Here is a 16,475-nt window from a genome sequence, read left to right as displayed (position 1 = left end):
GAAAACTTTTATGAAACTGAATAAATTAGCATTAACTCTAGCTTTAGGTTTAGGTGTTGGCGTTTCTGGTGCTGCTTTAGCTGCTGACCCAGTAGAAAGTTCACAAGGTGAAATTCGTTTTACTGGTTTCATCAATGATGTTCCATGTTCAATCGACGCTGACAACCTGAAGCAATTAGTTGAATTCGGCGAAATCGCGTTACACGAACTGACTTCTAACCAATTCCGTTCAGACAGCAAAACGTTCGATATCGTTCTGAAAAACTGCTCAACTGAAACTTATAAAAACGCAAAAATCACCTTTACTGGTTCAACAGTAAACGGTTTCCAAGGCTTCACTGGTGACTTACTGGGCTTAGGCGGTAAAGTTCAAAACGCAGGTATCGTAATCACTAACGGTGCTGACAAAGTTGTTGAATTTGGTAAAGCATTCCCAGGTACTGGTGACGGTTATGCGTTAAACAATGGTGACGGTTCAGAAACTACTCTGCACTTCGCTGCATACGTTAAAGGTAACGAAGACCCAACTAAGAAAGCAACAACAGGTCGTTTTGACACTGTCGCTAACTTCAAAATTGTTTACCAATAACAGTAAGTTTCTATAGAGAATAAATATGGCGTAGTCATACGCCATATTTTTCAAACTATTTTCATTGTCTTTGTTTTTATAGGTGCGCAGTTAATGAAAAGCATGAAACTAAATCTAATTACAAAATTAATGCTTTTAATGTTAACGCCAATGGTTGCACTCTCTGAAGAAGCCGTTGATTTTAACACCGACTTCATTGATTCTGACGGTAAAGAAAACGTCGATTTCAGTAAATTTTCTCACGCCAATTATGTCCCACCTGGAGACTACTCTTTAGCGATTGAAGTCAACCGCGCTAAAGTTTCTATGGAACAACCTATCACATTTTTTAATCCTAATTACGACGATAAAATTTCATTGGCATGTGTTACCCCTGAAATTTATGCGCTATTGGGATTAAAAAAGGAATGGGATAGCCAAGTCAAATGGCTAGATGATGGAAAATGTTTGGATATTCGTTCTATTCCCGATATGACAATTCAAGGGGATTTGGCGAAGAACGTTGTAGAGTTCAATATTCCTCAGGCCTACATGGAGTATTCAGACCCTGATTGGGACCCACCATCACGTTGGGATGACGGGATTATGGGCGCATTTATTGACTATAACGCGACAGGACGCGTTGTTAATAAACAAACCGGCGATAAAGGAACGAAATCAGGTCTGACGGCCACGGGGACTATGGGGGCAAACATCGGAGCATGGCGTTTGCGTGCTGACTGGCAAACACAAAATGGTGAGCTGAATAAAGGCAGTAAATCATGGTCTTGGAACCAGTTATATGCGTATAGAGCCATTCGCTCGATGAGTGCTCGCCTGACATTAGGTGAACAATATTTAACATCAAATCTGTTTGATAGTATTCGTTTTATTGGTGCAACACTCGAAACCAATGAAGCTATGCTACCACCTCGTTTACAAGGCTATGCTCCTGAAATTTCTGGTGTTGCAAAAACGAATGCGACAGTCATAGTTAAACAGGATGGTCGTATTATTTATCAAACAGAAGTCAGTCCTGGTCCATTTCGTATTCAAGATGTGAACTCATTCGGTGGCGGTACACTGGACGTGTCTATCCAAGAACAAGATGGCACGACAACAAATTACCGTGTTGAAACTTCTCGACTGGGTACGTTAACTCGTCCGGGACAGTTGATTTACCAATTTGTGATGGGTAAACCAACGAAAGATGACCATAACACTCAAGGCCCTGCATTCAGTATGGGGTCGCTGTCTTGGGGTGCGACGAATAACACCACTGTTTATGGCGGTTTGTTGGCATCATCCGAATATCAAAACGTCGCATTTGGTTTGGGACGTGACTTTGCGCCATTTGGTGTGTTATCTGGAAACATCAATATTTCACACGCGCAAATGGGGCGATTGGATGACAATAAAACGTTGACGGGGAATTCCTATAACCTGACGTATTCAAAACAATTCGACGAAATTAATAGTCAGATTACCTTCGCGGGTTATCGATTCTCTGAAAGAAACTATATGTCGATGAGTCAATTTGTTGACCGTCGTTATAGAGGGGATAAGGTCGATAGCGGTAAAGAGCTTTATACCATTATTTTTGGTACCGCATTCCCTGATTACAACGCGAATATGTATTTGAACTATTCACACCAAACTTATTGGAATAGAGCGTCTACAAACCAGTACAACTTTACGCTATCGAACTATTTTGATATTGGCAAAATTAAAAATGTCAGCCTGAGTGTGACGGCATATAAAACGAAATCACGTGACAGCGATGATGACGGTATTTATTTAAATCTGATGATCTCATTGGATAAAAATGAATCAAGTATTAGCTATTCCGGCTCGTATGCAGGGGGTAATAATACCAATAACGTTAACTACTATAGTCGAATTGATAATCGCTCTTCTTACTCGGTTTCTGCGGGTAACTGGGATAAAGACAAGTTAACGACAGCTGGTACCTATAGTTATGATGGTGATAGAAGCCAATTAAACCTCAGCGGAACTTATATTCAAGATAATCAAACAACCGTCTCGATGCAGTTAAAAGGCGGAATGACCATGACAGGCGAAGGCGGGGCATTACACCGTAATAATTCAATTAAAGGCGGATCAAGAATATTAGTCGATACTAATGGTGTCGCGGATGTGCCCATCTTAAATGGTGTTACACCCGTCGGGACTAACCGCTACGGTAAAGCGGTGATCACGAGTGTGATGGACTATAACCGTAATAACTTAAATATCGATCTGAAAAATGTGCCAGATAATGCCGAAGCATTGCAATCGACACAATATGCAACGTTGACTGAAGGTGCGATTGGATATCGTAAGTTTAATGTCATTACGGGGCAAAAAGTAATGGGAATTATCAGCTTAGCTGATGGAGGCTACCCACCGTTTGGGGCTTCAGTCAAAAATGCGAAAAAAATAGAAGTGGGAATTATTTCTGATAAAGGTTTTGTTTATTTAGCGGGTGTTAATCCATCAGAGTCTCTTGATGTGGTGTGGGGTGATGATGCTTCATGTCATATTCAATTGCCTGAAAAATTAGATAACAACATGGAACATAATGTTTTATTACCATGTAAATAATTATAAATAAATTTTTAACGTCAACGGTGAAAATATGAATTTATTAAATAAACGTAATGTGGTAGCAGTGTTAAGTGCCTCATTACTCGCTCAGTCAGCCTATGCGGCAATTGCAATTGATAGAACTCGTGTCATTTATAATGAGGGCGATAAATCGGTGAGCGTAGGTTTAAGTAATGAACATAAAACCAGCCCATATTTGGCACAAGCATGGATAGAAAACGATAAAGATGAAAAAGTCAATTCACCGTTTATTGTGACTCCGCCAGTGCAGCGACTTGAAGCGGATACAAAAAGCCAAATCAAAATTCAATCGGTTCCGGCTATCGCTAAATTACCTAAAGATCAGGAAAGTGTTTATTACCTGAACGTGAGAGAAATTCCACCTCGTAGCGAAAAAGCCAACGTATTACAAATTGCATTACAGACAAAAATTAAATTGTTCTATCGTCCTGCTGCAATTGCAACTAAAGAAAGAATGGATTCAATTCCTCAGGAAAATGATATCAAACTGGTCAAGCAGGGTAGTGGATATATCGTTAAAAACCCAAGCCCTTATTTCTTATCCATAACTCAATTGAAAAAAGGCAATACGGACGTTAGTAATTTTGAGCCAATTATGGTTCCACCGCGTGGTGAAGCTGGTTTAGGCAAAAACACAGGAGATATCGGGGCATCACCAACCTTAGTTTATCTCAACGATTTTGGCGGTACGATTGACTTGAAATTTAACTGCAGCACGGTTGAGTGTTCTGTCGTACCTAGAAAATAAGGTCTGCCGCTATGATGTCTATTAAAAATTTAGCCAAGGTATTATTGATATCATCGACTCTTTATACGTCAGGTACCTTTGGATTCTCAGGTTACCTGTATGTGGAAATTAAAGGTGTCGTCTTATCCAAGCCCTGCCAGATTAATAATGGACAAGCCATAGAAGTCGATTTTGGCGATGTCATGACTACGCGTGTTGAAGGTGAAGTGTATAAGCAGCCAATGGACTACACGATTACTTGCAAAGACGGTGTTCAGCCAAAATTGAATATGTATATTGACGGCGTGCCCGCGGTGTTTGACCAACGGGCGCTTAAAACGAGTGTTGATAATCTTGGAGTACTTTTTAAAGCGGATACCAGTGATTTCCCATTAAAAAGTAAGCGCACGGTTAATTTTGCATCACCCACTAAATTATTTGCGGTATTAGTGAAGAAAAGTGGTGCAGATCTCCCAGCGAAAGCCTTTACCGCCAACGCAACACTCAAAGTCGAATATCAATAAGGGTGATAAACATGCGGGACATTTATAAGCTCATTGGGATGTTTTTACTGTTTATCATCTTCCCTTTCTCTTCAGTGGCGAAAGACAATGAAACAGACATTCTGATTAAAGGTAATTTAGTTACCCCTCCACCGTGCCATATTGATAACGGCAAAGATATTGAAGTGGATTTTGGTAACGTCTCCATTAAGTCTATTCAAGGTAATGCTCAAAAAAGGCAAGTAAATTACCAAATTCAATGTGAAGAAAATAAGAATAACTGGGCCATGTATTTAATGTTGAATGGCGCCAAAAGTACATTTGATATCAATGGATTAAATGCAGGAATTCCTAACCTTGCTGTTAAGTTTCAGCTGGGCGATCAAACATTAGATTTAGGTAAAAAATATTTAATCAACCCAAGTAACCCTGGTGTACTTTGGGCGGTATTGGTCCGTGATGGTAATAAGGAACTCAAAACAGGTGACTTTATTGCAAACGGAACCTTGCTTGTGGAGTACCAATAATGAATAAAAAAATACGTTTTGGAATTTTATTTGTCTTACTGGGAAACCTTGTTGCGATGGGAACGTATCCTGTGCAGGCTGCACAGAATAATATGAAAATTAAAGGGACGTTAGTGAATTCTCCTTGCGTAGTCTTACCTGAAAATTCAAAGGTTGAAGTCGACTATGGGGATATCCGACTTTTGGACATCTACGAGCCTGGATTTCAATTTCCCAATGAGCAATTCACGTTAGTACTGTCTGATTGTGATCTGACGATTGCACAAAAAATGAAAGTGAAATTCTCAGGAACTGAAAACTTACAGTTACCCGGTTCTCTCGCGTTGACAGGCAGTGATTTAAATCCAGGCTTAGGGATTTTTATCGAGCTATCGGATGGTACTCCGATGAAAATTAACCAATTTTCATCGCTAATGCCAATCAGTAAAGCGGGTAAAAATGAATTACAGTTTAATTCATTTATTAAAGCAACATCTGATGTTGTGAATAATAAGCAAGTGAAGGTGGGTAAAATCTCCGCCACTGCAACATTTATATTTGAATACGAATAATTTTATTCTAAAAGTGTATTGCTTTGATTTATTTGAGTTTTATTAAATATATAAAGAGAACTGAAATGGGAAAACGAATTCAAAGGTTATTATTAATACCACTGCTTTTTATAAGCTCGCTTGGATATGGGTCGACTTATTTTTCGTATGTTGAAGATATTGTGACTTCAGGGAGTAGCCATACCTATTATTACCAATTTGATTATTGGAAAGCGAGTTCTTCTTCAGAGCCAAATCCATGTGTTGCTGTTTTAGGTTCCGCGGGAGCTAGAAACTGTTATTTTACGATTAACCACTTACATTCCGCCCCAAATATCGGGGGAGCGGGGTCTCGTAAGGACTGGGAATGCGCCATAAATTTCGCAACGTACCCGACAATGGAATCGATTATTAATGCAGCGCAAAGCCAATGCGGTCTGAGTTTTCCTAGAAAAGGGAGTACTCGTCACTCTGGATCGATTACCGCAGATGAGTGTGTTGGTTTCTTTTTAGATACAAACCGCACCAGTAGCTCAGCAAAAATGTTACCCGGCGGAATTTGTGGCATTGCACCACCACCAGCAGGTAAATGTTATTTCAACTATGTTGCCAATAACCGGCTCGAATTAGACCATGGATCGTTAAATGCAGGTGATCTGAATGGGAATACTCAACGCGGGTTCTTCTCTATTGTTTGCAACCAAAACATGCGAGTAAAAGTGTCTTCAAATATGTTGCAGGAATATGTGCCTTTACGTTCGAATGGCGAATTAATGTCGCGAGTGACATTGAACGATCAGCCAGCATGGTTTGGTACTATTATCAATGCAAGAGCAAACACGAATGAACTTGTAACTGTGGAATCAGTGTTGAAAACAAATGGTACGGTTGCACCAGGGAATTTTAGTGGTGTATTGACTCTGGTTATGACTATTCCATGATGTAAAGAAACAAGAATTTTGTATTCGTCATTTTCCCATGTTGACGGTTTTGCCTACTTAAACGTAATTGTTGGTAGGCTTTTTTTATTCTATTTTTTATTTATTAGAAATAGTGGTTATTCAATATAATACTCATTAGGTATTTTGATTGTCTAATTCTATTCTTACTCAACAGAGCAAGTAAAAGCGGAATAAGCTTCATCTTTTAAAATATAAATATTATCTTCCATTTCATTAACATTCACATAATATTTTATTTTATCTTTTTCTAATTGTATAAAATTAGAAAATACGTCATTAGGGGTGTTATCAGAATTTGTAACAGATGAGGAGTTCATTATCACTACATAATTACCCTTTTTATCTACAGGGGTATAAGAGAAATAAACAGCACGATCTAGTCGATAAATGGTTTCTTGGTTTTTTATATAACCATAAAAATTCATTCTCCCATTATGATTATCTGAAATCTGTAGAGACATTTTAGATTTGAGAATAATACCATCAGGAGTACTATTTTCTTTTATCCATACTATTTCAGAATGGCAAAGTTTTATATCTTCTTTTTCTTTTTCGAATGTTAAATATGAGATAGGGGCAATAACTGCTGCTAAAGCCGCAGTAATAAGATACTTTTTCATTTAAATTCTCTGATCGTTAATAGAAACACAGTCAAAATGATTATTTTTTTCTTTGCAGATACTTATTGCTGCATTCTTATCAAATGAATAAGATGCATTTACGTCAGATAGAACAATAATTCTTTTGGGCTCATCACAAGAAATATTATATTTATCTAGCTTTTTATTAATAAACTCTAGATTAGTTTTAATCGCTTGTTCATTCAATTTTATAGGTGATTGAAATACACAGCTATCTCGAATTCCGAAAGTTGTATAACTATTTTTAACTTCCTCTTTGTTAGTCAACTTGTTGATAAATAAGTAAAATAATGATATTACCACCAGTAGTAATATCATAAAAAATAATATTTTTTCTTTTTATGACTGTTTTTTGCAGTATTCTCTTCTAAAGAATCAATAGGTTTTATATTTAAATCATTAGTAATATTACTGAATGGAGTTTGAAATGACATTGTTCCATGAATATTATCAGAAATAGGAATGTCTATAGCTTCATCGGGTTGATGGGCTAATAATTTCTTAGATGGTGTAGTGAGCATTTCTGTAATCTGATAATTATCAGAGGTGATAATTTCATTAGATACAATTAGCTTATTGTCATTATCCATTGCAATACTGGAAAGGTGGCTATCAATTCTAAATCCTTTTTTGGGAACTGTTACAATTGTTTTTGGATCAATACCAACCAGCTCAAGCTTTTTTCTGATTTCACTGATATAAGTATTTAAATTATTATTAGAGCCAACAAGACCATATTCTTCCCAAACATTTGTAAGAAGTTCATCACGAGTTGCAATTCCTTTTTTTAGATTTAATAAAAGGATTTCACCAAATAAACGAGCAGCGGGTTTAGATAATTCAATATGTTGATCTGGATCATCTTTTAGAAAAATACGGTTTGTTCTTTGCTCAAAAATAAATTTGTTATCGATTGTATAATCATGTTTTTCAATCATAGTTACCATCAGCTCTCTGAAATTCAAATAATTCAATAGCTAAGCCACTCATTAATTATTAGCTTAATGTAATTTAAGTGAAATTTATATTGGGGATTTATAGATTTTATTAATTTAATTATGAGTATAGTCTAAATAGGGATTTGAATAACTTCAAGTATTCGGTGATGAGCTTTTTTGCAATAAATTAGCAAAAATATTGATTTGAATATGAAGATGGAGCTATTAACTAAATTAAACAATAATCCTAGATTATTATTATAAATAAATTCATTTTTTGTGTTACATCGACAGATAAAACTAAATTTTTTAGAAAGTTAGGCAGGGTTATTTATAAGAATAATCCTAAGTGATTTCGCTTAATTTTATTTATAAATTAGTTTAATGAATAAAACAATTTATTTTTTTTGATTATAAGGCAAGAAAGTAAATTCTTGCCTTATATAATTAAGTACTAGTATTTGTATTCAATTCCTAACCAATAGTTACGACCTTCCTCTATATAGCCATCGGTATATTCATAGGATTTGTCGAACAGATTGTTGATTGAGCTATTCACTGAGAGCCCATGCCCTAAGTCATAGTCTACGCGCAGATCTGTTTTGGCAAACCCGCGCACTTTGTCTTCACTATCTACATAGTTGAATGCCCAGCTTCTAGCTTCTTCTGTAATGGTGATGCTCATTGGTTGATAAGGTGTAAATTTTACCCATGCAAAGGCTTTATGGGTTGGCAATTCAGCCACATGGCGGACGCTATAATGCTGAGGATCAGCATGGATGTAACTGTAGTTTATACCCGCCTCCATCCAATCCGTAATTTGCCCAGTAGTGCCTATATCTGCACCGACATAATTCACTTTACCGCTGTTACGGTTTTGCAGCAGTGCACCGCCTTTTTTATTCTCGCCCACATGGTGCGCCATAATGGCATCCGAAACGTGGTTATAGTAGGTACTCGCCGTGTAGCTCCACACAGGAGTGAAGTGCCCTTTATAGGTTAAATCAAAGGTGAGTGCGCGCTCTGCATCCAAATGTGGGTTAATGAGGAATGAATCGTCATTCTTCATTTTGTTTTCGGTGTAGCGTTCTTTTTGTGTCGGGAAACGACTTCGTTCTGATACGGAGAACTGAACGGTATCTTCATTTTCGAGATGGTAACGCGCCATCATTTCCCAATTAAAGGCATGCTGGTTATTATTGTCATAGTGCTGAACACCTTCCATTGCCCCTGTTTTTTTGTTGTAGATGTAGCGCTTACCATCATCACTATCACGCCAGTCATAACCAATACCACCGATAATATCGAGCTTATCCGTAGCGACCCATTGATATTCGGTAGAAACTGACCAAGTTTGGTCTTTATAACGGTCAAAAGGATTGGTTTTATTGCTACGAGAGCGGTGAACATCTTCTTTCCAGTGAGCGGCAAATGACAGCATATCTAATTCGCGTACAGTAAAGTCAGCGCGTAAATCGGCACCATTGCTGTAGTCATCATAGCGGCTATAGTTGTAATTGCCTTTTTGATAGTCTTTTACGGATTTATATTGGTGCAGTGTATTTTTGAATGAGTCGTGGTAAATACGGCTTTGTAGTGCAATATTATCGGTGACCTGTGTGGTGCCATTAAAGTAGATGCTCTCTTTATCATAGGCTGGCCATTGCCAGATTTGTTGTTTATCTGAGTTGGCATTTGGCGCGCTATTTTTGTCGCCATCTTGTTTAATGTAAGTGACGACATACTCATCGGCTTCGCGTGGTGTCCAACCCATTTTCAGCATTAAACGCTTATCATCAGTAGCCGAGTTAGTACGGCGCCCATGAGTACCGGCATAAGGGTTATTATCATCAGAACTTGGTAACCCCATAAAGCGTTGCTTATATTGACTACCACTAACTTGAATAAAACCTAAGTCATTACGACCACCAAGACGAGCACTGACGTTATGAGCATTATCTGCACCTCGAGCAAAACCTTGATTAAAGCTTAAGTTAGCTTCAAACGGCTTTTTCGGAGTTGCGGTCGTTAAGTTGATTGCGCCGCCCATTAAGTTAGGACCTTGCAGTAGGGATGTATAGCCAGTAGAGAGTTCTACACTGGCGAGTTCGCTGGTCATAAAGCGCCCAAGATCGAGCGTACCATCATAAGGCACATAGGTTGGAATACCATCGAAGAAAACGGGGACTTGGCGGCTGTCAAAACCGCGTACATTCACTTGGGTTTCATTACGGTTACCGGATTTTTGAATGGCTACACCAGGGAGCGTACTGAGTGCTTGTGCGACGTTAGTTTTATTAAGCTGCTTCATTTGTGATTCAGTGATCACGTTAGCATCTGCGGCAAGTGGGGTACTCCACACTGACATAACGTCATGGCTGGTTTCAGTTTGCAATTTTTTAGGTGCACTTTCGGTGTTGTTTACTGCTGCTTGCCCGTGTGCTGCGAATAATGCCATTCCTATTAAATAGGTAATTTGTTTTATTTTCATTATTGATTTCCAGTTAGTTTTTATTGCGATGAATTTCGATGTATATAAATATATATAGCGATAGGCGTCGCATTTGCCATAAAACAGCATCCCGCGGCTAACCGCAGGACAAGGTTTTAAATCTGTTATTCAGTACGTTTAAGATTTAAATATCTGTACTTTGATATCTCTCGGGTTTGCGTAGTAGGGCGCTGAGGTGACTAATAAAGGGACACCTGTTTGGGCAAAACGCTCGATAGTTTGTAGGTTAACGCCTCCGGCAATGGATAAGCGGCTATGGGATTGGGTATCGACCACTTTGCGCTGTAATTGCTGTATCTGTTCTGCCGGTAGCTTATCAAGCTGCACAATATCGGCTTTGGCATCAATCGCGAGTAAGGCTTGGTCATAGTCATCGGCTTCGACGATAATCTGTTTTTCAGGTGCAGCGGTTCGCAGTGTATGAATATGAGCTTGCCAATCATGAGGATCAGCTAAGCAATTGCGATGGTTGGTGAACAGTAAAACAGTTTCAGCACTTCCTGCACGATGGATGATCCCGCCACCAGCAAGAATGGCCGTCAGAGCGAGTGGCTTCGTATTGGGAATGGTTTTCCGCGTGCAAGCCAGTTGCCCATTGGGCTGATATTTTTTTAATAGGGTAACCATCTGGTAGGTGTAGTGACTGACACCGCCACACCATTCCAACACATTCTGTACGGCTTTCCAGCCTTGATGCAATGCCTCTACTGAGCCTGAGGCGCTTATTACGCAGCTTTGTGGCTCCACGATATCTCCATCACGACAGTGACATTCGCTGGTAATGCCTAATTTACTTAGCATGCGTTGAGCGATAGCCAATCCACTGATACAGCCTCCTAATTTGGAGGTGAATGTCATGGAACCTTGCTGATGATCAAGTCCGAGAGTACGGCTGGTTAAATCCCCGTACTGAATATCATCGAGGAGCAGCTGGTCAATAAGAGCATCAGGTATATAGATCATAATGTGAGGTCCGCTTCATCCACGACATCCCATGACACCATTGCCCAGCTTCGGGATGGGAATGGCAGTGTTTTGCCCTCTGCGGTTTGTTTATTGTAATAGGCGTGCAGTTTTTCTTTTTCTTCGGCAGTGAGATCTTTGAGTGACCAGTTTATGCTATCAATGAATGCTTCTGCGCTGTCAAATCCGCCAGCATTATGACTGTTAATAAAGTCGACACGAGCATGAATTCCCATTTGATGAAGGATATTGACCGCATAGATATACGTTGGCAGGCTAACAACCTCACGCCCAATTTCACGGATAATTTTTTCATCTATAAAGGTTGGGTTTACGGTATGAGTGGTATAGACGCGTAAGTTAGTCTGGCGATTCAGCTTTAAGAGCGCCGCTTTTAAATCATCTACAAGGGTAGAACGGGATGCGACGGAGATATCGGCTTTTGGTAATTCGTCCCAGCCATCCTCCCATGCTAGTGGTTTAAATTGGGCATTGGTGATGTTCATTTCTTTGGCTCGGATATTCGCCATCTCTAGCATGCCGGAACTGTAGTCAATACCTGTAACGGATTGAAATTGGTTTGCGAGATATAGGCTAATGGAACCCGGTCCACACCCGACATCCAGCAATGTATTGGCGCCCGTAAAATCCATTAATTGGCGAAAGCGAATTAAGTATGGATCATTCGGGTTGGCACAGTTTTGTGCCATTTGTTGGGCTTTTTTATCCCAATGTTCAGGTTCTTTACGTGAACGTTGAGCCTGTTGCATGTGCTGCTTGTACATCTGTGCAAAATCGAGTTGGTGAATAAGCATAATCCCTGACCTTAACAAGTAAAATTGAGTGGAAGCTGAAAATGAGCCGTAATGCTCGGCGCATCAATATTATAGAGTTCTGCCAAGTTAGTGAGCGTTAACATACTTTGAGTAGAGCCTTGCCGCGCTTGATGGTGCTTATCTAACAAAATGACATGGTCGGCAATGGCAGCCGCATGCTGGGGATGGTGGGTGGACATCAATACGGTGATGCCATGCTGCTTCAACCCTTGGACATGCTGTAACAAGCGGATTTGGTTACCAAAATCGAGACTAGCGGCAGGTTCATCCATAATCAATAACTGCGGTTTTTGGATTAAGGCTCTGGCAATGAGCACGAGCTGTTTTTCTCCGCCACTGAGCGTGCTGTACAAGCGAGTGGCAAGGTGGGCGATACCCAATTTTTGTAATTGCTCGAGAGCATCGGTTTGCTCTTTCTCGCTCGGGACTGAGAATAAGGACAAATGCGGTGTAAGCCCCATCATGACCATATCGACAACAGAAAATGTAAATGGCGTATCGTGTGCTTGTGGTACGTAAGCAATCACTTTCGCTATATCCCGTGGTTTTAACAGGCTGATAGATTTGCCTTGTAAGTGAACATCTCCATGAATCGCAGGAAGCAGCCCTAATAATGTTTTTATTAGGGTGGTTTTACCACAACCATTCGCCCCAAGAAGGCAGGTCATTTCCCCTTCAGGTAAATGCAGATTGATGCCTTCAATGATGGCTTGTCGATGATAACCAATCGCGACATTATTTAGGGTTAACATACTCATTTTACTCGCCTTGTTTGCAGCAAAATGGCTAAGAAAAATGGTGCGCCTACCGCCGAGGTTAAAATACCCAAAGGTAGCTCAATGGCTGCTATCGTTCGTGCGAGGGTATCGGTGATGAGGAGTAATATCGCCCCGATTGCCATTGCCGCAGGAAGTTGATAGCGAAAGTTAGCACCCACTATCATTCGAGTAATATGAGGCACTATTAGCCCTACCCATCCAATAATCCCTGCAATTGACACGGTACTGGCAGTGATCAGTGTTGCGCTGATAATTAAAATGGTTCGATTTAAGGTGACGTTGACCCCTAAACTTTTGGCTTCTTCGTCGGACAAACTGAGCAAATTCATACGCCAGCGCAGCATCAATAAGGGAATAAAACCCACCATCATGACAGGAAGCACGGACCATAAATCTTGTTGAGTAATGGAGGATAACCCACCTAATAACCAGAATGTAATAGACGGGAGTTGAGTGTAGGGATCAGCTAAAATTTTCATTAATGAAATCGCTGAGCCACACATAGCGCTGATCGCGACGCCAACCAGTACCAGAGACAAGATAGGGTCATGCTGGTGCGCTAGACGGGCAATCAGATACACCACGGCTACCGTGATGAGCCCACCTATGAAAGCGAACAGCTGAATAGAAACGAGGGATTGCCCTAAAAAAATTCCCAAAACCGCACCAACACCGGCACCCGCTGAGACCCCTAGAATATCAGGAGACACGAGTGGGTTACGAAACATGCCTTGATATGCCGCGCCTGCAATCGCAAGTCCTCCACCAATAATGATTGCTGCGAAGACACGAGGAAATCGAATTTGCCAAAATACAGTGCTGCTGCGTGGGTTATCCACGGGTGATTGCATGAATAGGCGATACAGTTCTTCCAAGGTTAGTGAGTATTTACCATTGGTTAATGCTATCAACGCACAGAGCAGTAAAATGACCAGCAGCAGCAAAGGCTTAGTTTTCGTGTTCAGCCAGCCCGTAGTCATGACATTTCCATCAGCAAATCAACCTGTGGTGAGGTTAATGATGAATGATAAAACAGCTCAAAAAATTGCCTGAGGTCGTGAGTCATGGTTTCTTCAACGGCATTGTCGAAGTGGCTCTGTAAGCGTCTCATACCCAGTAAACGATTGATGCCCGGTGGTCCGTCTAACCAACCAAATGGCATGCCAGTGAATACCAATAGGTTGTTTGATTTTATGGCACTGAGCCCTGCCCACAGAGGGGAATGAGTAAGGAGTTCAACGGCTTCATCATATTGGGTAATGATAATGTCAGGCTCCCATTGGTACAGTTGTTCCATGGAAACATCGGTTAAACCGTAGAATCCTTCGATATCCACGACATTACGAAAACCCAACATTTCAATCGCTTCGGTATGAATCGAGCCCTTTGTACCTGTTTGTAATCCTTTCGCACCTCTTGCGAGGTAAAAACTGCGGGGGTTTTGTTGTTGGGTCAGTGCAAATTGTTGCGCATTGCTAAGATAGCGTTCTGCGATCATACTCAGTTTTTCAGCCTGTTGATTTACATTCAATAGGCGACCGAGTTGGCGCAGTTGTTGTGGCGCATCAAGAAGCTTGCCATCCATCAGTAGATAAGGGATCCCCGTTTGTTTGGCGACTTTTTCTGCTTGAGAACGGTAAGTATCATCCAGATTGCCTGTATCGAGGATCAAATTAGGATGAAAAGCCAATAACTGCTCAAGGGACAATGTGCTACCCCGCCCAGCAAGGCGTCCATAAACGGGTAAGTTCATCCATTGGGGCGCAAACAAATCGCTATTGCCTTTTTTTAGCGAAATCGAGGCAAAACCCACCATTTTTTCAGGGGCAAGGGCAAACATCAGTAAATCTGCGGGCGGTCCCGCCGTGATCACTTTTTGAATGTTTTCATGGGAAGGTAAATGACCAAATAATGCCTCTGCGACAGGGCTACGGCTAAATGCAGGTAAACTATAGAATGCCGTGAGGACCGCGCAGGATTGGAGAAAATGTCGTCTATTCATTGCCATAATTAGTATCGTTATACTTATATTTATATAGCGCGAAAATTAGCGAAGTCAGGCAAGAGAGTCAACAGTAAAAATGCGATACGGCTGAAAAGTCGACGTTTCTGTGATTTAAAGCAATAACAAGGATTGCTATCCATAGGCAGATCGCAGAACATAATGAAATATAAAGGCGTATTATAGATATATGGGATATATGAAGAATAAAAGACCCTCTTTGCAAGATGTAGCCGACCGCGTCGGTATCACGAAAATGACGGTGAGTCGCTTTCTACGTAATCCTGAGCAAGTTTCAGAGTCGTTGCGTGGGAAAATTGCGAATGCAGTTGAGGAGTTAGGCTATATTCCAAATAAAGCACCAGACATTTTATCGAACGCCACAAGCCATGCCATTGGTGTCCTACTTCCATCTTTAACTAACCAAGTTTTTGCTGAAGTGATTCGCGGTATTGAAACTGTGACGGATCGCTATGGTTATCAAACCATGTTGGCGCACTATGGCTATCGGGCGGAAAAAGAGGAAGAGCGTTTAACATCTCTACTTTCTTATAATATTGACGGCGTTATTCTTGCCGAACGTACTCATACTGCCCGTACTCAACGCATGCTAAAAACAGCAGGTATCCCCGTGGTTGAAATCATGGACAGTATTTCGCCTTGTTTTGATATTGCGGTGGGAATCGACAACTTTGAAGCTTCTCGTCAAATGACCGAAGCAATGATTGCACGCGGTTGCCGTAAAGTCGTTTATTTAGGCGCTCGGCAGGATGAGCGAACAATTATCCGTTTGCAAGGCTATGAAAAAGCGATGCTTGATGCCAAGCTTACCCCGCGTAATTTGATGACCCAAGAAAGCTCCTCATATTCCCTTGGTGCACAATTGCTTCAAGAGTGCCGCGTGAAATATCCTGATGCGGATGGCTTATTCTGTACCAATGATGACTTAGCGATCGGTGCCATTTTTGAATGCCAGCGTTTAGGGATCAACGTTCCTACCGATTTAGCAATATCGGGTTTCCACGGACATGATGTGGGGCAGGTGATGACCCCTAAACTGGCGAGTATTTTAACACCCCGAGACCTGATGGGGCGCAAGGCTGCGGAAGTGTTGTTATCCAGAATGCGTGGAGAGAAATTACCGCAGAAAAAATTCGATGTTGGTTTTAAGTTACTAACTGGTGAAAGTATCTAGTAAGGTTGCATCGAGTCAGCAAAATATTATTGCGATTATCATCACAGTTCCGTCGTTTTCTTCGCCTATCTAATTGCTAAATAAATATCCACTGGCAATAATGTTACCCGTAACCTGTTACCGGTAACATCTTTGGTAGCTCAAGGCTAAGAGCCTAAATCAAA

Annotated in this window: 16 protein-coding genes; 8 read left to right on the top strand and 8 right to left on the bottom strand. The window is 40.6% G+C overall.

All coding sequences use genetic code 11. The annotated features are described in order from the left end of the window. Nucleotides 1-10: 10 nt before the first annotated feature. From PROVALCAL_RS07490 to PROVALCAL_RS07460, 7 genes are all read left to right on the top strand, one after another. A complete protein-coding gene (locus PROVALCAL_RS07490) occupies nucleotides 11-589 on the top strand; it encodes a fimbrial protein (protein WP_006658575.1) in 579 nt (192 codons plus the stop codon). Between the two features lie 93 nt (nucleotides 590-682). Then, nucleotides 683-3,172, top strand: a complete 2,490-nt coding sequence (locus tag PROVALCAL_RS07485; protein WP_006658574.1) for a fimbria/pilus outer membrane usher protein — start codon at nucleotides 683-685, stop codon at nucleotides 3,170-3,172. Nucleotides 3,173-3,206: 34 nt separating this feature from the next. Beyond that, complete coding sequence (locus PROVALCAL_RS07480) at nucleotides 3,207-3,944, top strand: fimbria/pilus periplasmic chaperone (protein ID WP_006658573.1); 738 nt, start codon at nucleotides 3,207-3,209, stop codon at nucleotides 3,942-3,944. Nucleotides 3,945-3,955: 11 nt separating this feature from the next. Then, the gene (locus tag PROVALCAL_RS07475; protein WP_006658572.1) at nucleotides 3,956-4,447 is read left to right on the top strand and encodes a fimbrial protein; all 492 of its coding nucleotides are present in this window, start codon (nucleotides 3,956-3,958) and stop codon (nucleotides 4,445-4,447) included. An 11-nt stretch (nucleotides 4,448-4,458) separates the two neighbouring features. Next, on the top strand, nucleotides 4,459-4,953 hold the full coding sequence (locus PROVALCAL_RS07470; protein WP_006658571.1) for a fimbrial protein: 495 nt from the start codon (nucleotides 4,459-4,461) through the stop codon (nucleotides 4,951-4,953). Next, entirely contained in the window at nucleotides 4,953-5,504 is a 552-nt protein-coding gene (locus PROVALCAL_RS07465; protein WP_006658570.1) for a fimbrial protein, read from the top strand. The genes PROVALCAL_RS07470 and PROVALCAL_RS07465 overlap by 1 nt, the downstream gene beginning before the upstream one ends. 65 nt (nucleotides 5,505-5,569) lie before the next feature. Beyond that, nucleotides 5,570-6,424, top strand: coding sequence for an MrpH family fimbial adhesin (locus PROVALCAL_RS07460; protein WP_006658569.1), 855 nt, complete (start codon nucleotides 5,570-5,572; stop codon nucleotides 6,422-6,424). 164 nt (nucleotides 6,425-6,588) lie between these two features. Here PROVALCAL_RS07460 and PROVALCAL_RS07455 read toward each other — a convergent pair whose 3' ends face one another. The 8 genes from PROVALCAL_RS07455 to PROVALCAL_RS07415 all read right to left on the bottom strand — a co-directional run bounded on the left by PROVALCAL_RS07455 (nucleotide 6,589) and on the right by PROVALCAL_RS07415 (nucleotide 15,122). Beyond that, nucleotides 6,589-7,065, bottom strand: coding sequence for a FidL-like protein (locus PROVALCAL_RS07455; RefSeq protein ID WP_006658568.1), 477 nt, complete (start codon nucleotides 7,063-7,065; stop codon nucleotides 6,589-6,591). Between the two features lie 335 nt (nucleotides 7,066-7,400). Continuing rightward, nucleotides 7,401-8,024, bottom strand: a complete 624-nt coding sequence (locus tag PROVALCAL_RS07445) for a winged helix-turn-helix domain-containing protein (protein WP_080547034.1) — start codon at nucleotides 8,022-8,024, stop codon at nucleotides 7,401-7,403. A gap of 454 nt (nucleotides 8,025-8,478) precedes the next feature. Next, nucleotides 8,479-10,515, bottom strand: coding sequence for a TonB-dependent receptor plug domain-containing protein (locus tag PROVALCAL_RS07440; RefSeq protein ID WP_039861761.1), 2,037 nt, complete (start codon nucleotides 10,513-10,515; stop codon nucleotides 8,479-8,481). 138 nt (nucleotides 10,516-10,653) lie between these two features. Beyond that, nucleotides 10,654-11,499, bottom strand: coding sequence for a ModD protein (gene modD, locus PROVALCAL_RS07435; RefSeq protein WP_006658564.1), 846 nt, complete (start codon nucleotides 11,497-11,499; stop codon nucleotides 10,654-10,656). Continuing rightward, the gene (locus tag PROVALCAL_RS07430) at nucleotides 11,496-12,314 is read right to left on the bottom strand and encodes a class I SAM-dependent methyltransferase (RefSeq protein WP_006658563.1); all 819 of its coding nucleotides are present in this window, start codon (nucleotides 12,312-12,314) and stop codon (nucleotides 11,496-11,498) included. Before PROVALCAL_RS07430 ends, modD begins: the two co-directional genes overlap by 4 nt. 11 nt (nucleotides 12,315-12,325) lie before the next feature. Then, on the bottom strand, nucleotides 12,326-13,093 hold the full coding sequence (locus PROVALCAL_RS07425; protein ID WP_006658562.1) for an ABC transporter ATP-binding protein: 768 nt from the start codon (nucleotides 13,091-13,093) through the stop codon (nucleotides 12,326-12,328). After that, nucleotides 13,090-14,094 (bottom strand): FecCD family ABC transporter permease, encoded by a 1,005-nt coding sequence (locus PROVALCAL_RS07420; RefSeq protein ID WP_006658561.1) that lies wholly within the window; start codon nucleotides 14,092-14,094, stop codon nucleotides 13,090-13,092. Before PROVALCAL_RS07420 ends, PROVALCAL_RS07425 begins: the two co-directional genes overlap by 4 nt. Next, entirely contained in the window at nucleotides 14,091-15,122 is a 1,032-nt protein-coding gene (locus tag PROVALCAL_RS07415) for an ABC transporter substrate-binding protein (protein WP_006658560.1), read from the bottom strand. Before PROVALCAL_RS07415 ends, PROVALCAL_RS07420 begins: the two co-directional genes overlap by 4 nt. A gap of 193 nt (nucleotides 15,123-15,315) precedes the next feature. Between PROVALCAL_RS07415 and gntR the strand changes: the two genes are divergently transcribed. Then, the gene (gntR, locus tag PROVALCAL_RS07410) at nucleotides 15,316-16,311 is read left to right on the top strand and encodes a gluconate operon transcriptional repressor GntR (RefSeq protein ID WP_006663368.1); all 996 of its coding nucleotides are present in this window, start codon (nucleotides 15,316-15,318) and stop codon (nucleotides 16,309-16,311) included. Nucleotides 16,312-16,475 lie beyond the last annotated feature (164 nt).

Source organism: Providencia alcalifaciens DSM 30120, assembly GCF_000173415.1.
GTDB classification, from domain to species: Bacteria; Pseudomonadota; Gammaproteobacteria; order Enterobacterales; family Enterobacteriaceae; genus Providencia; species Providencia alcalifaciens.
The sequence above is the reverse complement of the archived record's forward strand: the minus strand, read 5'-3'. Positions and strand labels throughout refer to the sequence as shown.